Below are 25580 nucleotides of genomic sequence, written 5' to 3' on the forward strand. Positions count from 1 at the left end.
CCCCAAAAAATTAATCTGAGCCCTTTATTTTTGCATTAAAAGATTCGGCTGAAGCATTGGTACTTCTGTTGTCAAAGTAATTTAGTATTGTTTTATAATGATTTGTTATTGTTCTTGATATTGTATTAAATGTTTTGAATCCAGATTGATTTACTTTTTCATGCCATTTAGCCAATTTGGTATAACCATAAATTTTATCTTTTGTTTCTTTAAAGATATCTGATAATTCCATTGATAGTTGGTAAGCTGTTTTTAAATCCGGATAGTTTTTAAATAAAACTTTAGCTCTTTCTTTTTGATTTTCTGTCCATTTATTTTCCCTTTTATACAACAAGTATCTACTTCTGGCTAGAAGTTGTTTTTTAGTTTCACCATTTTCAAGAATTATGGGGTTGAATTTTTTCTTATTTCGTTTGGCTTTTTCAATGGCTTCGTTTTCATCATCTATTGCTTGCCATCGATGTTTAATTCTAATTTCCTGTAAGGCTTCAATGGCTAATTTTTGCACGTGGAATCTATCAGTTACCAGAGTAGCGTTAGGGAAAGATTTTTTCACAATTAGTTCCATATTGGGAGCCATATCCAAAGTCATCTCTTTAACTTTATTTCTTATTTTTAAGGGTATTTTATTTAATACTTCAATAACATTATCTGCTTTAGTCCCTTTGATGATAGCTACAATGCTTCCAGCTTTGCCTTTAGCTTTCTTGTTAGTGATTATGGTGTAAAGTTCATCATAAGAAAGAGCTGTTTCATCAATAGATAAATTCTGCCCTATGTTTTGAGGATATAATAACCATTCTTTAGCATGAGCTTTTTGATTCCAGTTAGAATAATCGCTTAAAAAATCTTTATACTGATTTTGAAGTATTTTGCCTTTAACACCATAAAATTTGGCAATACTTTTAGTATCATGAGCATTAGTATCTATTGACTTCTTTTAAAAAAGAGGCGAACTCTTGTGTTAAGCGAGTGCCTTTTGCTACTATATTCCAATCTCTAAAAACAACTTTATCGGTAGACAAATTAAGCCATCTTCTTCTTTTTATATGTAAATAAACTACGTGACCTCTTATTGGAAAATCTTGAACGGTAATAGATTCAAAAAAACCTTTTGATTGTAATTTATCTTTTGAATATTCTATAGGAATTTCATTTAATTCTTCTAAATATAAATGTAAAACTTCTTCTTCTTTATCAATTGAAGTTAGTTCAAAATAATGGGTTAGATATTCAGGTAATAAAAGTGTTATTAACGTATTAAAAGAACAGTCCTTTTCTATAATTTAATCAATACAAAGTAAACTATTTTAAAATTTCTCCACAACTTTTTGACTTGAGCCGGCAAAAACACTGTAAAGCATTATAAAATATGATATTGACGAAAGTTTATTGAAATTAGGGATCAAGAACAAAAGTTGGGGATTATGCAAAAAGATTAGATAATCTGAATAAGAAGAAATCTATCTTTCTTACCCCTCTAAAGTAACTTCTAAAGGCTTTTATTTTAGCATTAAAAGATTCAGCAGCTGCATTAGTACTTCTATTATCAAAGTAGTTTAACATCGCTTTGTAGCGATTCACCACCCTTCACCTAACAAATGAATATCAAAAACAAAAAATCCTGCTTTTTCAAACAGGATCTCTTTCTAGGGTGAATGATGGGTCTCGAACCCACGACCTTCGGAACCACAATCCGACGCTCTAACCAACTGAGCTACAATCACCATTATGTATTTTAAAAACACCTAAAGTATTAATTCGGGTGAATGATGGGTCTCGAACCCACGACCTTCGGAACCACAATCCGACGCTCTAACCAACTGAGCTACAATCACCATTTTTAAGCAACACTCATTACTTCTGTATTGCGAGTGCAAATATACTACAAAATTTTAGTCTTGCAAATAATTATTTAAAAAAATCACAACAAATCCCCTAAATTACTGACTGCCAAACATCTTTCTACAGTAAATCCTTCAGCAAAATCCGTCCCTATTAATCTTCCTAAATCTTGTGCTCGGTATTGAACACTCTCTAAAAAGTTTTTTGAAGTTATAGGTGTCTCTGGTTCTGATGAGTTAGGGTCATAGAATTGAGAAGAATACGCTAAAATAGACTGCATCTTTAGCTCTATAAATCCTGAAATATCAACCGCAAAATCAGGTTTTATATTCATCCATTGTATATAATGGTAAACTTTTTTAGGTCGCCAAGCTTCTTGATATTGTCCTTCCAGTTCTGTTTTTATTTTAGGTAATCCTGATAAAAAACAAGCGTCAGAAACTAAACTACTACCTTTCGGATGATCTATGTGTCTATCTTGAACGGCATTACACAATACTATTTCGGGTTTATACTTACGGATCATTTTGATAACCTGTAATTGATGTTGTTCATCATTGCTAAAAAATCCATCTTTAAAGTTTAAATTTTCTCGTATTTTAACCTTCAAAATTTCAGCTGCTTTTAATGCTTCTAAATCTCTAATTTCAGCAGTACCACGGGTTCCTAACTCCCCCCTTGTCAAATCTACTATTCCTACTTTTTTACCTAAACTTGCTTCTTTTGCTAAAGTACCCGCACAGCCTAACTCTACATCATCAGGATGCGCACCAAATGCTAATATATCTAATTTCATTATTTAAAATTGCTTCTTTATACTACTTCTTCTTTTAAATTATTTATAATCATTCGCATGGTTTTACTTTTGTTAAGGGTTTCATACCATTCTAATTCTGGATGACTTCCTTCTGTAACTCCACATCCCATAAATAAATTTATCTTATTTTCAGAAACCTTCATACATCTTAAATTAACATACAAATCAGTTGCTTTTTCGTTTGTACTACAATCTATATTTAATTCACCCAAAAATCCAGTATAAAATTCTCGATCGTATCCTTCTGATTTTTCTATAAATGTTTTGGTTAAATTTTTAGGAACTCCACATACAGCTGGAGTTGGATGCAAAACATCAATAATTTTTTTTAAATTGGCAACTTCTTTTATTCTGCCTTTTATATCTGTTTTTAAATGGAATAAATTTCCTGCTTTACTAGTATAGGCTTCCGAAACTTGAAGGTCAGTAACCACACTCCCTAATTCTTGTTTTATAAAGTCTGTTACAAATTGTTGCTCTTTTTTTTCCTTATCTCCCCACAAAACGCATTCTTCATTTTTAACAACCTGAGTACCTGCTAAAGCCATCGTTTGAAATTTATTTTCTTTAATAGCAAACAATTTTTCAGGAGTAGCCCCCATCCATAATCCAATTTTTGGATGGTACCAAGTATAACATAAAGCAGAAGGGTACTTAAAAAGCATCTGTTCAAAACTTGTAAATAAATCAAAATGATTTATTTGAATCATTTCGGTTCTTGAAAGTACTACCTTATCAAAAACACCTGTTTTTATTGTTTTTATTCCATTTTCAACTAATTCAATAAAACTTTGTTTTTCTATCTGATCTTCTAAAATATTTGTTTCTAATTCTTGCATTAGATGATCAAAATAAACAGAGTTGTATTTTATTTCTGCTTTTTCTAATGGAAAAATGATGGGTACTCCATCAAAAGGAGCAAAAACAAAGGCTTCTTCAGTAAAGTTTTCTGTAAAATAAATATGGTCATTTTCTTGAAAAATTCCTACTAATGTCTTTGTATTAGGTTTACGATAAAGAACAAATGGCAAATTCATCTTTTGTTGAATTCTTACCCTTTCAAATATGCTTTTCATTTTATTATATTTTAGTTAAAACACCACTGAAAACTAAAAACAAACTATTGTTCTCTTTTGGGTAATACCATATTTGTTAATTTACATAATGAAATTAATGTTTTATTTTCATCCTCGATTCTTATTTCCCATAAATGCAAAGATCTTCCCTTATGAACTAATTTGGCTGTTGCTGTTACTATTCCTGTTCTCTTACTTTTTAAATGATTGGCGGCTATTTCTACTCCTCTAACCTCTTGTTTATCTAGATTTATAAACATAAGCGAGGCTGCACTGCCAACACTTTCTGCTAAAGCTACAGTAGCACCTCCATGCAACAACCCCATTGGTTGATGCACGTTACTATCCACAGGCATTTGAGCTACTAGATAATCATCCCCCGCTTCTATAAATTCTATTTTTAAAGTTTGCATCAATGTATTTTGACACAAAACGTTGCATTTTTCAATAAATTTTTCTTTATCCAGTATCATATTAATAAAATATCCTATCAAAAGTACAAAAAATAGGATTAAAAGATATTCAGCGGATAAAAAAACAATATTTTACATTTTTATTTTCAGTATTTTTATACCAAATTATATATATAATGCGTCAATATTTATTTTTTTTAATTAGCATCATTTCAATATTTATTTCTTGCCGAAAAGATTTTGAAACAGAACTTAGTAACGGGCAATTATTATTCTCTAAAAACACAGTTTACCTAGATACTGTTTTTTCAGGAGTTTCTTCTAGTACATATTCTCTAAAAGTATACAACAAGAGCCATAAAGATATACGCATCCCTACGGTTTCTCTAGCCAAAGGAACCCTTTCTAAATACAGATTAATGATTGATGGCACAACTGGTATGAATAATCAGGGTAAAATATTTAACGATGTAGAAATTTTAGCCAATGATAGTCTATATATTTTCATTGAAGAAACAGCGGATATTAAAGATGCGGATGTAACAGACTATCTTTATACAGATCAAATTTTGTTTGACACAGGACTCAATCAACAAAAAGTGGACTTAGTTACACTCATTCAAGATGCCGTTTTTTTATATCCTGAAAAAAAAGAAAAATTAACTTTAGATAATTTGGTACCTGACAATACTGTTTATGGCTTTGAATTAAGCGAAAAAGACCCCATTAATGGTAATGAACTTCATTTTACCAATAAAAAACCGTATGTTATTTATGGGTATGCTGGAGTTCCCGCCGATAAAACATTAATAATAGATCCTGGAGCTAGGATATATTGTCATAATCAATCAGGCATTTTTGTAAAAAAATCAGGGAGTATTAAGATAAATGGAGAGGAATCTAGTGATCCAAAAAAGCTAGAAAAAGAAGTAGTATTTGAAAGTGATCGTTTAGAACCAAAATATGCGGATATTCCTGGGCAATGGGGAGGGATTTATTTAGCTGACGGGAGCACAAAAAATGAATTTAATCATTTAACTATCAAAAACAGCTCATTTGGTATTTTCGTAGATAAAAACGATGGATCTACCACTAATATATTTAACACACAAATATACAACTCTAGTGATTTTGGATTAGCTGCTAGAAAAGGGAAAATATATGGCGAAAACATTGTTATTAACAAATGTGGGCAGGCTAGTTTAGCCTGTACATTAGGAGGTGAATATCGTTTTAAATCGTGTACTTTTGCAAACTACTGGAATAATAGTAATCGTCAAACCCCATGTGTCTATATAGATAATACATACAAACAAAAAGATGTTTTATTGATTTCCGATCTTAGCTTGGCTAGTTTTGTAAATTGTATAATCTATGGCAATAACAATATTGAATTAGGCTTGAAAAAAAATAATTTAGCTGCATTCAACCTTGATTTTAGTTACTGTTTAATAAAGTTTAATGATACAAATAATCAGTACAACACTTCTTTATATGATTTTATAAAAAATACTAGCAACAATAATATTGTAAATACACGTCAAAATAATTTTGATCCTAAATTTAAGGATCCTTTTAAAAACGATCTTCGAATTCTTAAAAACTCTGTTGCTATAGCAAAAGGAAATGACTCTTTTTTAATTCCTAAGGACATAGAGGGTAAAAACAGGACACTACCTTCTGATTTAGGGGCTTATCAACATTTAAATGAGTAATTATTTTTTGCCATAATACCTTCAAAAGGTATTTTATTAAAAAATCCAATTATGTCCATTCATAATTGGATTTTTTATTCTTGTTATTTAGTAAAAAGAGTCATTATTTAAAAAGAAATCATTCTTTTTTATTTGATTTTAAAAAACTAGCCTCTTCTGTTTTGCTAGAAGGAGCAATTAATTTACTTAATTGATTTATTTCATTTTCTGTTAGTGCTCTGTATCGACCTAGTGGAATATCTAATGAAATATTTATTATGCGTACTCTTTTTAATCGTACTACATCATACCCTAAATATTCACACATACGACGAATTTGTCTGTTTAACCCTTGTGTTAATATTATTTTAAATGTTGTAGCATTGATTGTTTCTACTTTGCATTTACGTGTTACCGTTCCTAAAATAGGTATTCCATTCCCCATACGTTGTATAAAACGTTCGTTTATTGGTTTATCTACGGTTACAATATACTCTTTTTCGTGATTGTTACGAGCTCTTAATATTTTGTTTACAATATCTCCGTCATCTGTCATGAATATAAGACCTTCACTAGCTTTATCTAATCGACCTATAGGAAAAATTCTTTTGGGGTAATTAATATAATCAATTATATTATTTTTTACTTTTAGATTGGTTGTACACTCTATTCCTACAGGTTTATGAAAGGCTAAATAAATGGGTTTACTTGTCTTTTCTCGAATAAGCTTACCATCAACCCTTATTTCGTCTTCTAAAGATACTTTAGTGCCTAGCTCTGGTTTTTTTCCATTAATTGTTATTCGTCCTTGTTCTAATAATTTATCTGCTTCACGACGGGAACAAAAACCTGTTTCTGATAAAAATTTATTAATTCTTGTCTTATTCTCTTCCATTTGGCAAAGATAATAATAGATATTAGAAATCAGATTGCATATATAAGAAAAGGACATTACAATTTGAATTTCTGCATTGGGCAACTTTCATTGGTAAGAAAATTTATCTTTATTTAAACAACAAGTGTATTGTTTGTAGGTAAGTATGTTTTAATCAAATAAAAACAGGCCAATTTCTTTAAAAACTTCTGAATTTTGCAACGAATGCCCTAAGTCTTTAGTTTGAAGAAAACGTGCATTTTTCCAAGCTTTTACTATTTTTATTCCCTCATCAATAGACACTGTTTTATCATGAATATCATGAACAACTAATCCTTTTATCTTTGTATTTTGTACAAATAAATCAGCAGAAAATGTTTCTATTTTTTGTTTATATTCGGTCGTACATTTATTTTTTAATTCTTTCACCAGTTTTGCGTTTAAACTTAATAAATCTGTGTAATTTTTTAGAATTGTTGTAAAATCACAAGGAGCTCCTAAAATAATTATTTTTTTTATTACGTTTGTTGGAAAATTGTATTGATAATACAAACAGGCTTTGCCTCCTATTGAATGTCCTATTAGGTATTGCGGTTGGTATCTTTGAACTGTTTTGCTGATAAATTGACTGTATTGGGGAATACTAAATTTTTTTCCTTCCGAAAGACCATGGGCAGGTGCATCAAGGGCTATAATAGTACTTCCTGTTTTTTTTAAATAAGAGAACATATTTTCCCAACGTGAGGAATTACTTTGCCAACCATGAACTAAAAGTATTCTTGTATCATTCCCTTCCCAAACATAGGTTTGAAAAAAAGAATCTTTATAATTTAATCGTTCTTTTTTAGGGTTTTGTAAAAATTGGGGAAGTTTTTCTTTTTTTAATTTTCCTTTTCTAGGTGTACTAAAAAGGAGAAATGAAATTTCTAATGCTTTTTTAGGCATTAAAAAACTCAAAATATTAAGGTATAAGCCTATGGATTTAGTAAATAAAAAATAAAAAAAATGATTCATAAAAAAAATCCCGATTGCTCGGGATTTACTATAATTATATTTTAGCAAATAATTGTTCTATTTTTTCTCTTTCTTCATCCGCTAAAACGGCATCAACTAAAATTCGTCCACTATGCTCGTCAGTAATTACCTTTTTACGAGCGGCAATTTCCATTTGTGTTTGCGGTGGAATTGTAAAAAAAGATCCTGCTGAAGCCCCACGTTCAATAGAAACTACTGCTAAACCATTGCGTACATTTCCGCGAATACGTTTGTAGGCTTTTAATAAACGCTCTTCTATCTGTTCTTCAAATTCTTGTGATTTACTCACTAAAAAAGCTTCTTCTTTTTGTGTTTCAGCCATAATTTCTTGTAATTCTGACTTTTTGTGCTTCAGGTGAGTTGATTTTGCATCTAATTTTTCTTTTGTTTGAGCAATCGAAACTTTTTTATGTTCAATTGAAGCTTTCATTTCACGAATATGCTTTTCTGCTAATTGAATTTCAAGTTCCTGAAACTCAACTTCTTTTGTCAAAGAATTAAATTCACGGTTATTACGAACTTCTTTCTGTTGCGCAGTATATTTTTTAATTGCTTCCTTGTGTTCCTCTATAGAACCCTTTTTGCCTTTTATTTGTTCTTCGATTGAATCTAAATCAGCTTTTAATTTTTCAACTCTTTTAGTCAAACCAGCAACCTCATCTTCTAAATCTTCCACTTCAAGAGGTAATTCCCCTCTCACGTTTCTAATTTCGTCGATTCTTGAATCGATTAATTGTAAGTCGTATAACGCTCTTAATTTTTCTTCTACATTCAATTCTTTTGTTGCCATATTTCTACAAGTAATTAACTGGATTTGTATTTATTTCAGATAACATAATTTTGTCTTTCGACAAATAGTTTGCAAAACTACAAATTTTTTTCTTAAGAAAATCAACAATATATTTTTTTGTAAATCTTTCACTTTCAAAATGCCCAATGTCAGCTAGTAAAATTTTGCTTTCCGCTTCGTAAAAATTATGATATTTTAGATCTGCTGTTAAGTACGCATCTGCTCCATTTTGAATAGCATTTTGAATAGCAAAAGCTCCAGCCCCTCCTAAAACAGCAACTTTTTTAATATTTTTTTGCATAAAGTGAGTATGTCTAATGCCTTCACATTGCATTTTTTCTTTTACAAACTGAAGAAATTCTTTTTCATCCATTGGTGTTTCTAATTCACCTATCATACCTAAACCTATATTCTGATGCAAATTTTCTAAATTGTATATTTCGTATGCAACCTCTTCATATAAATGATTTTCAAATAAAGCTTTTAAAATCTTTCCTTGTCTATATTTTTCAAAAGTAACTTCTATTTTAATTTCCTCTGCTTCTATAAATTCAAGTGGTTTCCCTACTTCGGGGGTACTATTTTCGTTCCCCATATAAGTTCCTTTTCCTCTTGAACTAAAACTGCAATCTTCATAGTTCCCAATTTTTCCAGCTCCTGCCTTAAATAGAGCATGACGAACTTGTGCTGCATTTTCTGGGATTGTATAAGTCACTAGCTTTTGAATAAAATGAGGTTTGGGGATCAGTATTTTAGTATTTTGTAATCCCAAAGCATCACAAAATATTTTATTAACTCCTTCTTGATGATTGTCTAAGGCTGTATGTACGGCATAAATAGCTATATCATTTTTGATTGCTTTTAAAATGGCTCGTTCAACGTAATTTTTACCTGTAATTTTTTTAATTCCCGAAAATAGAATGGGATGAAAACAAACGACCATATTGCATTTTTTTAAAATAGCCTCATCAATTACAGTTTCTAAAGCGTCATGACAAACTAACACCCCTGTAGCTTCTAAATATCTATTCCCTACCAATAGGCCTACATTGTCAAAATCTTCTGCATAGGCTAAAGGAGCCATTTCTTCTAAAATAGAAATTATATCATTTATTATCATAAATCCTTTATTTCTTGACTTTTTGCAAATTTATTGATTTTATTTTGAAGCTATACAATAATTTGTAATGCCGTTATATTATTCTTTTTTTCTAAAACTTTTGTTTTGAATCAAATTATATTTTTTCTGTTGGTTAATGATTTATTACCTTTGTATAATTTGTCATTAAAAATGAAAACGCTTCGAAAACTACTCTTTCCTTTTTCTATAGTATATGGTATAATAACCTGTATTCGAAATTTTTTGTTTGATATAGGTTTTTTTAAATCTTACGTTTTTAATATTCCTATTATTGCTGTTGGCAATTTGAGTGTAGGAGGAACAGGTAAAACCCCACAGATAGAGTATTTAATTCGTTTATTGTCTAGTAAATATAAAATAGCAACATTAAGTCGTGGTTATAAGCGTAAATCAAAAGGATTTGTTTTAGCTGATGAAAAAGTAACCAGTGAAATCTTGGGAGATGAGCCGTATCAATTTTTCCAAAAATTTCCTAAAATTCATGTAGCCGTAGAAGCCAATAGAAAAGAAGGAATTGAAAAATTATTATCACTACCAAATAAACCTGATATTATTTTATTAGATGACGCGTTTCAACACAGAAAAGTAAAGGCTGGTTTTTACATAATGCTATCTTCTTATGATGACTTATTTTATAACGATTTTATGTTACCTACAGGTAATTTGCGTGAAAATAAGAAGGGAGCTCAACGAGCTAACATGATAATTATCACAAAATGTCCTAAAGAAATTGATGAAATTGCGAAATCAAAAATAGTTGAAAAAGTACAGTCATTTTCAAAAAGAGAAACACCTATTTATTTTTCTTATATAGGGTATGATGAAAAGGTATATAATGAAGAACAATCTATTACTATTTCATCTCTAGAATGCGATTACCTTGTAATTGCAGGAATTGCAAAACCTGAGCCCTTTTTTAATTTTTTAAAGGTTAAAAAGGAGAATCAGATGGTCTTTACAGATCATCATAATTTTACATCAACCGATTTAAAATCTATTTTAAAGCGTGCCTCAGGTAAAAAAATTATAACAACAGAAAAAGATTACGTGCGTCTAAAAGGAAAATTACCTAAAGAACAACTATATTATTTACCTATAAAAAGCTTATTTAACAAAGAAAGTATATTATTTGAATCTGAAATTTTAAACTATGTGGGAAAAAGTACAAGAAACCGTTGATTACATTACAAACAAAATCAATTTTGAACCTGAATATGGTATCATTCTAGGTTCTGGATTAGGTGGTTTTACTGACGATATTGAAGTTGAGTTTATACTATCTTATAGCGAAATTCCTAATTTCCCTGTATCTACTGTACAAGGACATAAAGGAGCATTAGTATTTGGAACTATAGGTTCAAAAAAGGTGGTAGCCATGCAAGGCCGTTTCCATTATTATGAAGGTTATACTATGCAGGAAGTAACTTTTCCTGTGCGAGTTATGAAATACATTGGAGTAAACAAATTAATTGTTTCCAATGCTTCTGGAGGAGTAAACCCTGATTATAGTGTGGGTTCTATTGTTTTATTAAAAGACCATTTAAATATGATGCCAGAACATCCTTTACGTGGTAAAAATGACGAACGTTTTGGTCCTCGATTCGTTAATATGAGTGAACCTTATAGCAGACAAATGCTGGCAAAAGCAAAAGAAATTGCAAATGATTTAGGAATTGAAGTACAAGAAGGAATCTATTTAGCATTACAAGGACCTACTTATGAAACCCTAGCGGAGTATAAAATGGTAAAAGCCGTTGGTTGCGACTGTGTTGGAATGAGTACGGTACCTGAAGTAATTGTAGCGAGACACATGGAACTAGAAACTTTCGGAATTTCAGTCATAACAGATATGGGAGATGCCGAAAATATAGACAGTGTAACACATGAAGAAGTTCTACAAGCTGTAAAAAGTACAGAACCTCAGGTACGCAAATTAATCAAAGAAATCATTTTACAGTATTAAATACAACATCAAACAAGGTTAGTCTCGATGATTTTATAAAAATCATCGGGATTAAACGGTTTGGTTATAACGTCTGTCATACCATACGATAAAAGCATTTCTCGGTTTTCATTTAAAGAAATAGCCGTTAATGCAATAATAGGTGTTTCTTCATCAAATTTTCTAATTTTTTCGGTTGCAATCGTTCCATTTATTCCTGGTAAATGCACATCCATTAAGGTTATATCGTATTGATTTTTACGCATCATTTCAATAGAGTCCTCCCCTGTTTCGCATAAAGTAACAAGCATTTTTTTCTTTTCTAATATTTTCTTCGTAATCATTTGGTTTATTTTATTGTCTTCTACAAGTAAAACTTTTTTACCAATGAATACTTCATTATTTAGTTGTTGATCTGTTACTTCAATTTCTGAAACTCCTTTTTCTAATGTCAAATCAAAATAAAACTGTGATCCTTTATCTACTATACTTGTTACTTTTATATCTCCTTTCATTAGAGCTACTAATCTTTTTACAATAGTCAGTCCTAATCCTGTACCTCCATATTTTCTATTTATTTCTACTGATCCTTGAGAAAAACTTTCAAAAATTTCTTCTTGTTTATTTTCTGGTATTCCGATACCTGTATCTTTAATTTCAAAATGAATATTACATAAGTTTTTGTCTTCCGAAATTAATTTTGCTATGAACAATACTTCTCCATTTTTTGTAAATTTTAAGGCATTGTTTATTAAATTAATAAAAATTTGCGATATTTTAGTCGTATCACCTATGAGATTTTGAGGAATATTTTCATCTATTTCTAACCTAAATAAATTATTATTTTGTTCGGCTAACTCTTTTAAAGATTTATGTATATTATTAATAAGTTCTCTGAAGTTAAAATTGATTAATTCTAATTCTATATTATTGGATTCGATTCTATTAATTTCTAAAATTTCATTTATATAAGTCAAAAGATAATTCCCTGAGAATTTTAATGATTTCAAATATTCTATTTGACTTTTTTTAGGATTTTCTTCTAATAACAAATGAGAGATACCATTAATAGCGTTTAATGGCGTTCTTAGTTCATGGCTTACTGTAGATAAAAATTCGGTTCTAGCTTTAGATGCTTTTTCTATTCTTTCTTTTGCTATTTTTAATTCATTGTTTTTTTCTCTTAATAATTCATTCGATTTATTACGAATAATATTATTTTTATACAGAGAAAGACTTAGTAACGAAAGAATTGTAATCAGAGCTATTGCAAGAATATTTATTAATTTAGAAAACTGAGTTGCTTTTTCTTGGCTCTTTTTATCCTTGTCCATTTTTTCCATGGATTTCATCAAATCATCCACTTTTACTTGTTCGTTAATCAAATGTTGATTCTTAAGCTGCCCTACTCGTTCTAGAGAGTCTTTTATACGAAGATGTTTTTTTAAAAAGAATAAAGAATTGTTAGTTAAGTCATTTATTTCATAAATTTTGCTTAACTCTTCTGTACATCGTAATTGTAAACACGCATTTTTTTCTTTTTTACTTAACAGATAGCCTTTTTTTAAATACTCTAAAGCGTCTACATATTTTTTTTCTAGACTTTTTACCATGCCTAATTGAAAAAATATTTCTGCTTGATTTCTTTTGATTTCTGTAATGTGAGGACTATTTAATAACTTTATCAAATTAGCTTCTGCCAATATTAGATTATTTTGTTTTATATAAATTTTTGTTTTTTCTAATAACAAAACAACCTTGGCTTGAGGTAAATCAATATTATCATATACTGAATTAGCTTTGCTAAAATAGGCTTCAGCTTTTATATTATTTCCTTTATGCAAATGGCAAATTCCTATTTTAAAATAAGATAAAGCTAGCTTAGTAGATGGTTCCAGAGTATTATAAACAGAAACAGCTCGAATAAACTGTTCTATTGCATCATCGTATTTTTTAAAATCTAAATAAATAATACCTAATGTATAATACCCATTGGCCAAAGAAGCATTATTAGTTGTCTTTTGCGCAAACACAATAGATTTATTGGCATTTTCTAATGCTCTTTCATAAATCTTAAAATCCTTAAAACGTATTGCCTTTTCAGAATAATAATAGGAACTGTCTACAGAGGAGTTATCTGTACTATTATAAAATCCTAAAACCTGTAAATTAAGAAATAGGAGTAACGATAAATATATTTTGTTCATAGGGAGTTGAAAAAACTCCCTAAATGTAATTATTTTTTTACAATATATTCAATTAAATTAATAATTCTTGACGAATATCCTATTTCGTTGTCATACCATCCTACTACTTTTACCATTTTATCGATAACAGATGTTAATTGTGCATCAAACAAACACGAATGAGGGTTCCCTAAAATATCAACCGAAACAATTGGGTCTTCTGTGTAAGCTAAAATATTTTTTAATTCATTTTTTGAAGCATTAAGAAAAGTGGTATTAATTTCTTCTATACTAACCTCTTTTTTAACGTTGAAAGTAATATCTGTAAGGGATCCATCTGGCACTGGAACTCTAATACCACACCCTCCTATTTTTCCTTCTAAATCTGGAAATATTTTAGTCAATGCTTTTGCTGCTCCAGTAGTAGTGGGTACTATAGATTGCGAGGCTCCTCTCGCTCTACGCAAATCTTTATGGGGCTGATCGTGCAAACTTTGATCCGTAGTAAACGAATGTACAGTGGTAATATAGGCTTGTTCAATACCGCACAATTCCTGTATTACTTTTATCATAGGAGCGGCGTTATTAGTCGTACAACTTGCATTGGATATAATAACTTCACTTCCATCTAAAATATCCTCATTTACTCCTAAAACAACCGTCTTAATTGCATCTACTTCAGCTGGCGCAGATAATATTACTTTTTGAGCTCCTGCCTTAATATGTGCATATATAGACTCGTATGTTTTAAATTTTCCTGTACTTTCAACAACAAAATCTATATTTAAATCTTTCCAAACTAAATTTTTTATTTCTTTTTCATGAAAAAAGATATATTCTCTTCCTTCTACAATGATAGATTTTTCATTATAGGAAACATCAAAAGGTAAAACACCATGTATACTATCATATTTTAACAGATGGGCCATAGTTCTATTATCTGCAATATCATTAATAGCCACAACATCTATCTGAGGATGATTAAGCAATAATCTGAATAGATTTCTACCAATACGACCAAAACCATTAATGGCAATCCTTATTTTTGTTTCAAGTTTCAAATTCAAATTCAAAATTTAAAGGTATTAAGGTAAAATAAATTCAGTTTCTTTTATTAACTAAATTTTATTCTATAGTTATTTAAAGTATATGTTTTTCTGCGTGATAACTAGAACGTACCAATGCGCCACTTTCTACATGACGAAACCCTAATTCTTTTGCGTATTTTTCATAATTAGCAAATTCTTCTGGTGTAATATACCGTTTTACAGGCAGATGTTTTTTACTAGGTTGTAAATATTGTCCAATGGTAATGATATCTACATTCTGAGTACGAATATCTCGAATCGTTTCATAAACTTCTTCCTCTGTTTCTCCTAAACCAAGCATTATTCCTGATTTAGTTCTACGAATGCCTTGTTCTTTTAAATATTTTAAAACAGCTAAACTTCTATCATATTTGGCCTGTATACGCACTTCTCTTGTTAAACGACGAACTGTTTCCATATTATGCGAAACCACCTCGGGGTTAGCCTCTACAATCCTATCTATATTACGTTCAACACCTTGAAAATCGGGTATTAAAGTTTCTAGAGTCGTCTGTGGATTCATTCTGCGAATTGCTTTTATTGTTTCCGCCCAAATAATAGACCCCATATCTTTAATATCATCCCGATCAACACTTGTAATAACCGCATGTTTGATCTTCATAATTTTAATAGAACGCGCTACTTTTTCCGGCTCATCCCATTCAATATCTTCCGGACGTCCCGTTTTAACCCCACAAAAACCACAAGACCGTGTACAAACATTTCCTAAAATCATAAAAGTAGCTGTACCCTCACCCCAACACTCTCCCATATTAGGGCAACTTCCCGAAGTACAAATCGTATTAAGTTTATACTTATCTACCAATCCTCTCAATTCTGTGTATTTTTGACCAATAGGAAGTTTTACCTTAAGCCATTTGGGTTTTCCTGTAGGAAGTATATTTGAAGTATTTGTTGTATCCATTCTTTATTTATTTCGCCACAAAGATAATCATTGTTATAAATAATAAGATTTGGTTGTTATGTTAAAATAACGTAAAAAACTATACATTATTCCCCCATTTCAGGATTAGTCATTCGTCAATTATATCCTCCTAACCTTTTCAATTCCTTTTTAAGTTACCAATAAAAGGCTTCAAGGAAAAGGATGGAAAGAACTACTAATTAACCTTAAACAAAATCATTATATATTAATTAAAGAAGACCACTTTAGCAATCAAATCCCATACTTTATCTAACAAATTCAAAAAAACATAAAATTTGATAACTTTTTCTACGAAATTAATCCTTAACACAACAAAACTAATCCAAACGAAAAAAATACACTCTCAATAAAAAATTCAACCGTTTTAGAAAAAAATTAGCCATTTACTCTCTTTCTCTTGATCCTGAATTTAAACTGATTGATCAAATACTGCAATCTAAAACATCACTAATTAGAACCGATCAAATACCACTCATAAACGATGATTTAAATGGCTTTAAAACTCTTTTAGAAAATATAACTGACAAACAATGGTATAGTTTGACACCCAACCTCTGAGAGACACAATAGCTAAAAACAAAGTAGTTATACCATTTTAACTTTAAAATTTCCTCATAATACTATTTTTTTAACCTTGAGACTGTCCCAAAAGTTCACAATCTTGTTCATTTCGACCAAAGGGAGAAATCACATAACGCTGATTATAAAACGCCTCCTTACGTAGGAGTGACAAACGGCATGTTGATTAGACACCATCCAGAACTCAAGCAAAATTTACAAAAACAACCAACTAATAAACTAGCCACCCACTTGTTAACATTTTTAAACAAAATTTCCCGAAAGTTCCAAACACCCCTGCAACAAACTTTCGGGGCTTCCCGAAAACTTCCTGCACCCTAGTAACCACTTTTCGGGAACGCCCGAAAACCCCAAACACCCTCGCAACAAACTTTCGGGAAGCCCCGAAAACCTCCTGCACCCTTGCTACCTCTTTTCGAGAAAAATAATTATATTGCAGTTAAAATTTTAAACAAACAGACCTATGATTAACGCTATCGACTTGGTTAAACTACGCAATGCCGAGTACCTCCAGTTCATGAAAGATTTTGTTACCATCGTAGAACGCAACGATCCCAACGCCCTAAATGTAACCGCAAAATTAGCGGATTTACAAACTAAAGTTGGCGAAATGGATACGCTGTTCAAAAAAATGCTGGCGAACGAAAACACCACTACCCTATTAAACATTGACAAAAGAAGGGACGATTGTATAAATGGTTTATTCTATGTGGTTCAAGGCTATGAATACCATTTTGAGGAAACCCTTCGAGTAGCCGCACAAAAATTAGCCACTAACCTACGATTTTACGGTTCGGGGATCTCTCGATTAAACTACCAAACCGAAACAGCTACCCTGACTAACATCATCAACGATTGGGAAACAAAACCAGAACTTATAGCTGCACTTACTACCCTTAATTTGACAGCATGGAAAGACGAAATGAAAAAACAAAACAATGCGTTTAACACCGTATATCTTGATAGAACTCAAGAATATGGCAATGCTACACCAGAAAATTTAATCAGCAAACGCAACGAAGCCAACACCGTGTACTATGCCTTAAGAGACCGTATTACAGCATTTCACACGCTAATTGAGGCGCCTGCTATTTCACCTTACGCAACCTCTATTAATCAGCTCAATGCCTTGATTGATCAATATAACAATCTGATTGTGGGTAGAGCTAAATCAGTTGATCTAACGACCAGTACTCAAAATTAAAACTCAATAGTAATACTACAAATTAGTCTATACACGAAATGCAACTTTAGGATAAGGTTGCATTTCGTATTTATTAACGGTCAATTGCTGGGATATACAGCTTACCCCATTGAAAATTTAAAAGTTGAAAAGACTTTAACTTTCAAAAATACCCACTCAAAAAAGCACTACTATTCAACTATGCTCCTACATATAGATACTTTTTTAATTCTCCCTTATTGCTAAAGTCTTGGTAAATCGCATGGGCGGTGGCACTTCGCATTCGTTGATGGTGCAAATGAAGAGGAGTTTGAGTGTTTTTTGATAGATTAACAAGACTAACAAGTTTTTACATTGGCTAAAATAAGCTTTATTGCTTCATCATCATAAAGACTGAATCAAATTTTAGTTTTTGTGACAATTGTTTATTAAAAAATGAGCTAGAGGTTTAGAATTATGAAACTTTTTTTAGGCAAACTATTATATATGTATATTTGGTATTTTAGAACAAATACTAAAAAACTATGGCAATAAGACAAATTTCAGAAGAAGAATTCCAACATTATAATCTTGAAAGTTTTCCAACCTTTATAGCTAAAGAAAAATTATGGTACTCAGATGACGATGCAAATATTATTGCAACAATTTTACTAGATAATTTTGATAAGGATTATAGTTATGTCATTCTAGGAAAAGATGAAGATGAAGTATATAGAGCTATTGATGTTGAGATTTCAATTGAAGAAGCTAATGATGCAATTAAAAATCTTTACTCTAAAATGGATAGCATCGCGATGACAGGTAAAATAGAAAAAATGATTTATGAATCAAACCTATTCATCCCTAAATCCCCAATAATAATTACTGAAATTGATGATACTGTGAAAAAATATTTCAAAAAATTTCCTGAAAAATTATACGAAATTAACCCACGGAAATTTGAAGAATTAATAGCTAGTATTTTTAATGATTATGGTTTCGATGTAGAATTAACAAAAGCCACTAGGGATGGTGGAAGGGATATTATTGCAAGTATAAAAAATCCAGTTTATAATCTACTTGCTTACATTGAGTGCAAAAGATATACTCCAGATAATAAAATTGATGTTGGAATAATTAGAAACGTTGCAGGTGTACATTATTTAAGAAAACCATCCAAAAGTATCATTGTCACAACCAGCTTCTTCACAAAGGATGCTCAAGAAGAGGCTAAATTAATTGAGAATCAACTTGAATTAAAAGATTACAATGATATTAAAATTTGGCTTCAAGATAAATATTAACTATACCAACTCTAACCATATTTTTGTCAATATGCGCTATAAGTCTAAATTAAATTTGATTTTAACAAGTACCAACTATCTATTTCTAAAAGAATTAAAGATTCGCTAACTCAAATATTTTGCTAAGCAGGCGAGATATCTTTCAAAATTTTCAACAAAAAAATGGAAATAAAACAAACATTAGAAGAAAGAATCTATAATTGGATAAAAATTGGTTTCCAACAACCAAGCGAAAGAATATCTGAATTATTTTATTTTGATAAACGTGATAATCAGTTTTTTTCAATTCTAATTACTGATTATTTTCACTTTGATGAGGATTATAATATTCCCAAAAATGCAACTTCTAGCTACCCAGAAAATATTTTAAAATTACTTGCTGATAGAATGATGAGAATTGAAAATGATGACAAATCAATTATTTCATTACCTAGAACAAATAAAGAAGAAATTACAAGCGACGAGTATCTAAACAAAAAAATAGAAAACTTTTTAAATATAAATTCAATAGATATTAAGACTGCAACAATTTGGGATATTGACACTGTTGGAAGTGTAACCATTAATCTCAAAGACGATACTGAAAGTGCATCTAAAATCGATGAAAAAAAATGGTGGAAATTTTGGAAATAAAATTATCAATCCCCGCTCTATTTTCGTTGAATTTAAGAGCCTAATATAATTTATAATCCTGAACAGCACAGACTTCATTGGACAAAATCCATTCACTAAATTCCTTCAACAGACTAATAACACTTTTAAAAAAACAAATCAAATGGAAAATAAAAAACCACCTTCGCCTTTAAATTTAGTCAAAGCAAAATTTACATTCGAAGAAAAAACAACTAATGTTACAATAGATATTTGTAAAAATGTAGCCTTCCCAGAAAAACTTTATAAATATTATTCTCTATCTGATTACACTTTAAAAGGTCTCAAAAACAGCACTATATATTTCTCGCACGCACATTTACTTAATGATGTTATGGATGGAAATTTTTCATTATGGAATATGGAAAATTTTATCATCCATCATCAAAAGATAACAGGTGAAGATAGGGAGAATACAATAGAAAGTGTTAAAAATTTAGTTAAGAAATTAACTAATAAGGTTCTTGAATGCAGAGGTGTTTTATCCCTTTCAGATACATACAAAAACGAACTTTTATGGATTCATTATACAAATGAAAGTGGGTATTGTTTAGAATTTGAAACTGATAATTTAAAAAAGAGTATAAATCAAAATAGAGAAGAAAATGATTGTTTATTCTTTCCCATAAGTTATGACAATTTAAAACAAAAAGATTTCTATGAATATATTGGTTACGAAAAAAAAGAAAACAAAATAAATTTCGAAGCAATTTTAGCTATCTTATATTGTTTTGCTCAAAAAGACAAATTTTGGGGATATGAAAACGAATGGCGTTTTTTACTCCGTGATAGAAAATTTAATTCAATTTCTTTCCCTACTGAAATAATCAATGATGATGAAAAATTAATTGAAGATGATAGAAAATCTGGAGGCAATATACAAATAAACAAAGATGCTATCTCAAAAGTAATTCTTGCTCCTTTATTCTTTAATAATTAGAGATTCAATAAATTAGAGATTATTGATACAAATATCTATATATATAATTTCAAGGATAACAATAATGGTAAATCAAGTAAAGAATTTTTAGAAATATTAAAAAATAGTTTCAATAATAAAATATATCAGGTTGACAAATTAGTTAAAAACGAACTTATAATTAGAGAACTTATTTACAAAATTGAAATTATCGATATTGGTAATAACTATATTAAACTTATCAAAACTCAAATACTCTCATAACCAAAAATCAATTTTAAAATTTAGTTAAACCTAACAGGTTTAATACCATTTAAACTTAAAATATACTGGATTAAAAAGTAAAGTTCTCGATACGTTTTTTTTTCATTTTAAAAACAACTCGAACAGACGGTTGAGTATATAATTGAAATCATCGTTCGTTCGAGTGCGAAGCGCATCGAGAACCAATACTAATATTTGTTGCTTTTGTAGATGTACTATTTTTAAAAAGAAAATTCAAAGTTTAAATGGTATAAAAAACCTGTTAGGTTTTCTAAATAAAACTACACCTCAAGCCCCTTCCTAATCTTCCTCCTCCATTTTTCACCTGCTACTACATATACTTCTCTTAAAAATCCGTAGCCACAGGTTTATTTAAAAACAGATTCCATTGCTATAAAAAATCATATATCAAACACTATCCTACAAGGAAACAAAAAAATACGACACGCTTTTTTAAAATTTGTTTTGGATTTTAAAAAAATAATTCTATACATTTGCACTATACAAATAATGAAAATAAAAATGCAAAATAGTTTAAACAATACTTGGTGGTGGAACAACTTACGTCAAACGTCGTGAGCAGTACCAGCTATGTAGTAGTTTAAAACCATAATATACTCAAAAAGGCTTGTCAATCACGACAAGCCTTTTTTTATTGTTAAAAATTTAGAAAACACACAAAATGAACAAAATACAATTACATACCACCTACAAACAAATCCTTGCCGACACCATCACGCCGGTAAGCATTTACTTAAAACTAAGGGACAAATTCCCGCACAGCATTTTGTTAGAAAGTAACGATTATCATACTAATGACAAGAGTTTTTCGTACATCTGTTGCAATCCCATAGCTTCGATTACGATTCAAAACGAGACTATAACCACTTCTTTTCCTGATGGTTCTTCCTCTACCAAAAGTATTACCCATAAAAAAGAAGTCTTGGATGCCATAGAAAGCTTCACTACAAGTTTTGAAGTAGAAAAATCCAATTTCAAATTTATAACCAACGGACTTTTTGGATTCACTACGTTTGATGCCGTACGCTATTTCGAAAAAGTGGATATCCAAAAAAAACAAGGGGATTTAGCCATTCCCGATATACATTATAGTGTCTATCAGAATATCATTGCTATCAATCACTTTAAAAATGAAGCGTATTTGTTTTGCCATAGTACAAACGGACAGGATAATTTAGCTGAAATCGAGCAATACATACAATCGAAAACCTTTGCTTCATATACTTTTGAGCGTGAAGGGCAAAGTACTTCTAACCTGACCGATGAGGCTTTTAAACAAAATGTCAGCTTAGGTAAGAAACATTGTGCCCGTGGCGATGTATTCCAGTTGGTGTTGTCGCGTCGCTTTTCGCAAAAATTCAAAGGCGACGAATTTAATGTGTATCGTGCTTTACGAAGCATCAACCCTTCTCCTTACCTATTTTATTTTGATTATGGTAATTTCAAAATTATGGGTTCGTCTCCTGAAGCACAAATTATCATTCAAAACCGCAAAGCCGAAATCCATCCTATCGCAGGAACTTTTAAACGTACGGGCGATGATGAAAAAGATGCGCTTTTGGCAAAACAATTATCAGAAGACCCTAAAGAAAATAGCGAACACGTAATGTTGGTCGATTTAGCCCGTAACGATTTGAGTCGCAACGGTCATAATGTTCAAGTAGAAAAATACAGAGAAGTCCAATTCTTTTCACACGTCATTCATTTGGTTTCCAAAGTAACCAGCGAATTACACGAGTCGGCAACAACGATGCAAGTGGTGGCAGATACTTTTCCAGCGGGCACACTTTCAGGAGCGCCTAAACACAAAGCCTTACATTTAATCGAAGAAATTGAAAATACCAACCGTTCGTTTTACGGGGGTGCCATTGGGGTAATGGATTTTGAAGGAAATTTTAACCACGCCATAATGATTCGTACTTTTATTAGCAAAAATCACGAATTACATTATCAAGCAGGGGCTGGAATTGTAAACGATTCGGTAGAAGAAAGTGAAAATAACGAAGTGTTTAACAAATTAGGAGCGTTGAATAAAGCGCTGGAGTTAGCAGAAACAATTTAAAGCCTCCCAAACCCTCCAAAGGAGGGCTTAAGAGCAACTAAAAAAAATATAAAGATGAATACAACACATACAACAGTTCCCTCTTCGGGGGCAAAGGGGCTCATAGCAGTCATAGACAATTACGATAGTTTTACCTACAACTTGGTACATTACTTAGAAGATTTAGATTGTGAGGTTACGGTGTATCGCAACGACGAGTTTGAATTAGCCGAACTTGAAAAGTTTGATAAAATATTACTTTCTCCTGGTCCTGGTATTCCAGATGAGGCGGGTTTATTAAAACAAGTTATCGAAAAATATGCGCCTACCAAAAGTATCTTAGGGGTTTGCCTAGGACAACAAGCCATAGGTGAAGTTTTTGGTGGACAGTTAACCAACCTGGAAAAGGTGTATCACGGCGTAGCTACAAAGGTCAAATTAACGAATCCTGATGAAGTACTTTTTAGAGATTTACCAGCGGAGTTTGAAGTAGGACGTTACCATTCGTGGGTGGTGGCAAATGAAAACTTCCCTGCGGTTCTGGAAGTAACTTCGGTAGATGCAAACGGACAAATTATGTCCTTAAAACATAAGTCTTACGATGTTCGTGGGGTACAATACCATCCTGAAAGTGTATTAACACCATTGGGTAAAAAGATTTTAGAGAATTGGGTAAGTTGGCGTGGGTAGTTACACAAAGTCGCACAAAGTTCGGACACAAAGTCAAAGAAGTTTTTTTCATTGTGAAACGTTGTGAAAAAACATTGTGCAACATTGTGTTACTTCATTTCATAGAATCTAACAAATGAACTTTTAATTTTTAATTCATCATTTTTAATTCACACCTAATGAAATCAACACTTAATAAATTATTCCAACACGAAACACTTTCGCAAGACGAGGCGTACCAAATATTAGTTAACATCTCACACGGACAGTACAATCCGAGTCAGATTGCATCGTTTTTAACCGTGTTTATGATGCGCCCTATTACCATTGCTGAATTAGCAGGTTTCCGTCAAGCGCTATTAGATTTATGTATCGCAACCGATTTTTCGGCTTATGACACCATTGACCTTTGTGGAACGGGTGGAGACGGAAAAGACACGTTTAACATTTCGACTTTAGCGTCTTTTATCACGGCTGGTGCAGGTACCAAAGTGACTAAACACGGGAATTACGGACTTTCTTCTATTTCTGGGTCGAGTAATGTAATGGAAAACCTTGGGGTTACATTCAGTAATGACAAAGGCTTTTTAGAAAAATGCTTGGAAGAAGCAAATATTTGTATCCTTCACGCGCCTCTTTTCCACCCTGCTATGAAAGAAGTAGCGCCTATCCGTAAGGAATTGGGTGTAAAAACCTTCTTTAATATGTTAGGTCCTATGGTGAATCCTAGTTTTCCTAAACATCAAATGGTAGGCGTTTTCAATTTAGAATTGGCTCGTATGTATGCTTATTTGTACCAAAATACCGAAACTAATTTTACCATTTTACACGATTTAGATGGTTATGATGAAGTATCGTTAACGAATGCTACCAAAGTTATTTCTCGTAATACCGAAAGAATCTTAAAACCTGAAGATTTTAATATAACCAAATTAAACGCTATCGATATTGCTGGCGGAACTACTGTACAAGAATCGGCGGATATTTTTATGAACATTCTTCAAGGTAACGGTACTACGGCTCAAAACAATGTGGTCTGTGCTAATGCTGGATTGGCTATTGCCACCGCTCAAAATTGCTCGGTACTCGACGGATTTGAACTAGCAAAAGAGAGTTTAATGAGTGGAAGGGCTTTGGAGAAGTTGGAGAAATTACAAAAATTAAGTAATTAGTGAAAAGTAAAAAGTGATTAGTCAGAGATTTCCCTGAAAATGAACTAATCACAAAACACTATTCACTTATCACTAATTACTATTTACTTATCACTTAAAAACAATGAATATTCTAGATAAAATAATAGCAGATAAAAAAATAGAAGTTGAACTTAAAAAATCGATTGTACCGGTGAGCCAATTGGAGCAATCGGTGTTATTTGGAAGTAAAACAACTTCGATGAGTAAAAATTTACGAAACAACTTTGTGGGTATTATCGCCGAACACAAACGCAGGTCGCCATCTAAAGCGGTTATCAATCAAAATCATAGTGTGAACTCAGTGGTAATGGGGTATCAAAATGGTGGTGCTTCGGGGATTTCTGTGCTGACTGATGGAAAATACTTCGGAGGTTCGTTAGATGATTTACTTCTCGCTAAAGCATCGACTTCGGTGCCTTTATTGCGAAAAGAATTTATCGTGGATGAATATCAAATTCTTGAAGCAAAAGCGTATGGTGCGGATACCATTTTGTTGATTGCAGCGGTTTTAACCCGTGAAGAAATCAAACAATTATCGGAATTTGCGCAATCATTGGCTTTAGAAGTTTTATTGGAAGTCCACAACGAAGAAGAATTGGAAAAATCGATTATGCCCAGTTTGGATATGATTGGCGTAAACAATCGTAATCTAAAAACCTTTGAAGTGAGTCTGAATTACAGTAAGGAACTCGCTCCTAAAATCCCGAATGAATTTGTTAAAGTTTCCGAAAGTGGAATAAGCGAACCTAGTGCTGTGATTGAACTCCAACAATATGGGTATCAAGGTTTTTTAATAGGTGAAAACTTTATGAAAACCGATAATCCAGAAGTGGCTTTAAAAGAATTTATAAATCAATGTAGATAATTCCACAGAGACACACAGAGAAAACACGAAGAACCACAAAAAGAATTAAAACTTTGTGTAACTCT

24 protein-coding genes and 2 tRNA genes are annotated in these 25580 nt (G+C 31.3%); 11 read left to right on the top strand and 15 right to left on the bottom strand.

Annotated elements, in window-relative coordinates; genetic code table 11:
- Positions 1-10: 10 nt before the first annotated feature.
- The 8 genes from HUE53_RS13655 to HUE53_RS13685 all read right to left on the bottom strand — a co-directional run bounded on the left by HUE53_RS13655 (position 11) and on the right by HUE53_RS13685 (position 4211).
- Entirely contained in the window at positions 11-931 is a 921-nt protein-coding gene (locus HUE53_RS13655) for an ISAon1 family transposase (RefSeq protein WP_192188847.1), read from the bottom strand.
- On the bottom strand, positions 921-1286 hold the full coding sequence (locus HUE53_RS14615; protein WP_421498116.1) for an ISAon1 family transposase N-terminal region protein: 366 nt from the start codon (positions 1284-1286) through the stop codon (positions 921-923). Before HUE53_RS14615 ends, HUE53_RS13655 begins: the two co-directional genes overlap by 11 nt.
- 139 nt (positions 1287-1425) lie before the next feature.
- Positions 1426-1587, bottom strand: coding sequence for a transposase (locus HUE53_RS13660; RefSeq protein ID WP_075348576.1), 162 nt, complete (start codon positions 1585-1587; stop codon positions 1426-1428).
- 65 nt (positions 1588-1652) lie between these two features.
- Positions 1653-1728: transfer RNA gene (locus HUE53_RS13665), tRNA-His, on the bottom strand.
- Between the two features lie 35 nt (positions 1729-1763).
- Positions 1764-1839 (bottom strand) — tRNA-His (locus tag HUE53_RS13670).
- A gap of 85 nt (positions 1840-1924) precedes the next feature.
- On the bottom strand, positions 1925-2641 hold the full coding sequence (gene bshB1 / locus HUE53_RS13675) for a bacillithiol biosynthesis deacetylase BshB1 (RefSeq protein ID WP_107317836.1): 717 nt from the start codon (positions 2639-2641) through the stop codon (positions 1925-1927).
- 17 nt (positions 2642-2658) lie between these two features.
- Positions 2659-3738, bottom strand: coding sequence for an isochorismate synthase (locus HUE53_RS13680; RefSeq protein ID WP_065213681.1), 1080 nt, complete (start codon positions 3736-3738; stop codon positions 2659-2661).
- Between the two features lie 44 nt (positions 3739-3782).
- Positions 3783-4211, bottom strand: coding sequence for a PaaI family thioesterase (locus HUE53_RS13685; RefSeq protein ID WP_014164355.1), 429 nt, complete (start codon positions 4209-4211; stop codon positions 3783-3785).
- Positions 4212-4327: 116 nt separating this feature from the next.
- Here HUE53_RS13685 and HUE53_RS13690 point away from each other — a divergent pair, with 116 nt between their 5' ends.
- The gene (locus tag HUE53_RS13690; RefSeq protein WP_065213682.1) at positions 4328-5866 is read left to right on the top strand and encodes a hypothetical protein; all 1539 of its coding nucleotides are present in this window, start codon (positions 4328-4330) and stop codon (positions 5864-5866) included.
- A gap of 118 nt (positions 5867-5984) precedes the next feature.
- On the opposite strand, the gene rluF is transcribed toward HUE53_RS13690, so the two are convergent.
- The 4 genes from rluF to HUE53_RS13710 all read right to left on the bottom strand — a co-directional run bounded on the left by rluF (position 5985) and on the right by HUE53_RS13710 (position 9664).
- Positions 5985-6740 (bottom strand): 23S rRNA pseudouridine(2604) synthase RluF, encoded by a 756-nt coding sequence (gene rluF, locus HUE53_RS13695; protein WP_014164353.1) that lies wholly within the window; start codon positions 6738-6740, stop codon positions 5985-5987.
- Positions 6741-6890: 150 nt separating this feature from the next.
- Entirely contained in the window at positions 6891-7664 is a 774-nt protein-coding gene (locus HUE53_RS13700; RefSeq protein WP_014164352.1) for an alpha/beta fold hydrolase, read from the bottom strand.
- Between the two features lie 103 nt (positions 7665-7767).
- Positions 7768-8544, bottom strand: coding sequence for a zinc ribbon domain-containing protein (locus HUE53_RS13705; RefSeq protein ID WP_014164351.1), 777 nt, complete (start codon positions 8542-8544; stop codon positions 7768-7770).
- A gap of 4 nt (positions 8545-8548) precedes the next feature.
- Positions 8549-9664: a Nif3-like dinuclear metal center hexameric protein gene (locus tag HUE53_RS13710; protein WP_014164350.1), complete on the bottom strand. Its 1116-nt coding sequence runs from the start codon at positions 9662-9664 to the stop codon at positions 8549-8551.
- Positions 9665-9835: 171 nt separating this feature from the next.
- Between HUE53_RS13710 and lpxK the strand changes: the two genes are divergently transcribed.
- Both lpxK and HUE53_RS13720 read left to right on the top strand, forming a co-directional pair.
- Positions 9836-10864, top strand: a complete 1029-nt coding sequence (gene lpxK, locus HUE53_RS13715; protein ID WP_014164349.1) for a tetraacyldisaccharide 4'-kinase — start codon at positions 9836-9838, stop codon at positions 10862-10864.
- Positions 10836-11648, top strand: coding sequence for a purine-nucleoside phosphorylase (locus HUE53_RS13720; RefSeq protein ID WP_014164348.1), 813 nt, complete (start codon positions 10836-10838; stop codon positions 11646-11648). Before lpxK ends, HUE53_RS13720 begins: the two co-directional genes overlap by 29 nt.
- A gap of 8 nt (positions 11649-11656) precedes the next feature.
- On the opposite strand, the gene HUE53_RS13725 is transcribed toward HUE53_RS13720, so the two are convergent.
- The 3 genes from HUE53_RS13725 to lipA all read right to left on the bottom strand — a co-directional run bounded on the left by HUE53_RS13725 (position 11657) and on the right by lipA (position 15826).
- Complete coding sequence (locus tag HUE53_RS13725) at positions 11657-13834, bottom strand: tetratricopeptide repeat-containing hybrid sensor histidine kinase/response regulator (protein WP_014164347.1); 2178 nt, start codon at positions 13832-13834, stop codon at positions 11657-11659.
- Between the two features lie 29 nt (positions 13835-13863).
- Positions 13864-14874: a type I glyceraldehyde-3-phosphate dehydrogenase gene (gap, locus tag HUE53_RS13730; protein ID WP_014164346.1), complete on the bottom strand. Its 1011-nt coding sequence runs from the start codon at positions 14872-14874 to the stop codon at positions 13864-13866.
- 79 nt (positions 14875-14953) lie between these two features.
- Positions 14954-15826, bottom strand: a complete 873-nt coding sequence (gene lipA, locus HUE53_RS13735) for a lipoyl synthase (RefSeq protein ID WP_065213684.1) — start codon at positions 15824-15826, stop codon at positions 14954-14956.
- Between the two features lie 1063 nt (positions 15827-16889).
- Between lipA and HUE53_RS13740 the strand changes: the two genes are divergently transcribed.
- From HUE53_RS13740 to trpC, 8 genes are all read left to right on the top strand, one after another.
- Entirely contained in the window at positions 16890-17630 is a 741-nt protein-coding gene (locus tag HUE53_RS13740; RefSeq protein ID WP_192188577.1) for a DUF6261 family protein, read from the top strand.
- Between the two features lie 503 nt (positions 17631-18133).
- Positions 18134-18892 carry a restriction endonuclease gene (locus HUE53_RS13745; protein WP_192188578.1) on the top strand — a complete coding sequence of 253 codons (759 nt, stop codon included), beginning with the start codon at positions 18134-18136 and terminating at the stop codon, positions 18890-18892.
- A 162-nt stretch (positions 18893-19054) separates the two neighbouring features.
- Positions 19055-19525 (top strand): hypothetical protein, encoded by a 471-nt coding sequence (locus HUE53_RS13750; protein ID WP_192188579.1) that lies wholly within the window; start codon positions 19055-19057, stop codon positions 19523-19525.
- Between the two features lie 142 nt (positions 19526-19667).
- Positions 19668-20483 carry a DUF2971 domain-containing protein gene (locus HUE53_RS13755; protein ID WP_192188580.1) on the top strand — a complete coding sequence of 272 codons (816 nt, stop codon included), beginning with the start codon at positions 19668-19670 and terminating at the stop codon, positions 20481-20483.
- A 925-nt stretch (positions 20484-21408) separates the two neighbouring features.
- Positions 21409-22809: an anthranilate synthase component I family protein gene (locus HUE53_RS13760; protein ID WP_192188581.1), complete on the top strand. Its 1401-nt coding sequence runs from the start codon at positions 21409-21411 to the stop codon at positions 22807-22809.
- A 54-nt stretch (positions 22810-22863) separates the two neighbouring features.
- Entirely contained in the window at positions 22864-23478 is a 615-nt protein-coding gene (locus tag HUE53_RS13765; protein ID WP_192188582.1) for an anthranilate synthase component II, read from the top strand.
- A 158-nt stretch (positions 23479-23636) separates the two neighbouring features.
- Positions 23637-24629, top strand: coding sequence for an anthranilate phosphoribosyltransferase (trpD, locus tag HUE53_RS13770; protein ID WP_065213690.1), 993 nt, complete (start codon positions 23637-23639; stop codon positions 24627-24629).
- A 103-nt stretch (positions 24630-24732) separates the two neighbouring features.
- On the top strand, positions 24733-25515 hold the full coding sequence (gene trpC, locus HUE53_RS13775; protein ID WP_192188583.1) for an indole-3-glycerol phosphate synthase TrpC: 783 nt from the start codon (positions 24733-24735) through the stop codon (positions 25513-25515).
- The last annotated feature ends 65 nt before the right edge of the window (positions 25516-25580 follow it).

It is taken from the genome of Flavobacterium columnare, from assembly GCF_014844295.1.
GTDB lineage: Bacteria > Bacteroidota > Bacteroidia > Flavobacteriales > Flavobacteriaceae > Flavobacterium > Flavobacterium columnare.

Coding starts and splice junctions, on each gene's coding strand:
- bshB1 (WP_107317836.1), bottom strand. CDS start 2,641: ATGAAATTAGATATATTAGCATTTGGTGCGCATCCTGATGATGTAGAG.
- HUE53_RS13680 (WP_065213681.1), bottom strand. CDS start 3,738: ATGAAAAGCATATTTGAAAGGGTAAGAATTCAACAAAAGATGAATTTG.
- HUE53_RS13685 (WP_014164355.1), bottom strand. CDS start 4,211: ATGATACTGGATAAAGAAAAATTTATTGAAAAATGCAACGTTTTGTGT.
- HUE53_RS13690 (WP_065213682.1), top strand. CDS start 4,328: ATGCGTCAATATTTATTTTTTTTAATTAGCATCATTTCAATATTTATT.
- rluF (WP_014164353.1), bottom strand. CDS start 6,740: ATGGAAGAGAATAAGACAAGAATTAATAAATTTTTATCAGAAACAGGT.
- HUE53_RS13700 (WP_014164352.1), bottom strand. CDS start 7,664: ATGCCTAAAAAAGCATTAGAAATTTCATTTCTCCTTTTTAGTACACCT.
- HUE53_RS13705 (WP_014164351.1), bottom strand. CDS start 8,544: ATGGCAACAAAAGAATTGAATGTAGAAGAAAAATTAAGAGCGTTATAC.
- HUE53_RS13710 (WP_014164350.1), bottom strand. CDS start 9,664: ATGATAATAAATGATATAATTTCTATTTTAGAAGAAATGGCTCCTTTA.
- lpxK (WP_014164349.1), top strand. CDS start 9,836: ATGAAAACGCTTCGAAAACTACTCTTTCCTTTTTCTATAGTATATGGT.
- HUE53_RS13720 (WP_014164348.1), top strand. CDS start 10,836: ATGTGGGAAAAAGTACAAGAAACCGTTGATTACATTACAAACAAAATC.
- HUE53_RS13725 (WP_014164347.1), bottom strand. CDS start 13,834: ATGAACAAAATATATTTATCGTTACTCCTATTTCTTAATTTACAGGTT.
- lipA (WP_065213684.1), bottom strand. CDS start 15,826: ATGGATACAACAAATACTTCAAATATACTTCCTACAGGAAAACCCAAA.
- HUE53_RS13740 (WP_192188577.1), top strand. CDS start 16,890: ATGATTAACGCTATCGACTTGGTTAAACTACGCAATGCCGAGTACCTC.
- HUE53_RS13745 (WP_192188578.1), top strand. CDS start 18,134: ATGGCAATAAGACAAATTTCAGAAGAAGAATTCCAACATTATAATCTT.
- HUE53_RS13750 (WP_192188579.1), top strand. CDS start 19,055: ATGGAAATAAAACAAACATTAGAAGAAAGAATCTATAATTGGATAAAA.
- HUE53_RS13755 (WP_192188580.1), top strand. CDS start 19,668: ATGGAAAATAAAAAACCACCTTCGCCTTTAAATTTAGTCAAAGCAAAA.
- HUE53_RS13760 (WP_192188581.1), top strand. CDS start 21,409: ATGAACAAAATACAATTACATACCACCTACAAACAAATCCTTGCCGAC.
- HUE53_RS13765 (WP_192188582.1), top strand. CDS start 22,864: ATGAATACAACACATACAACAGTTCCCTCTTCGGGGGCAAAGGGGCTC.
- trpD (WP_065213690.1), top strand. CDS start 23,637: ATGAAATCAACACTTAATAAATTATTCCAACACGAAACACTTTCGCAA.
- trpC (WP_192188583.1), top strand. CDS start 24,733: ATGAATATTCTAGATAAAATAATAGCAGATAAAAAAATAGAAGTTGAA.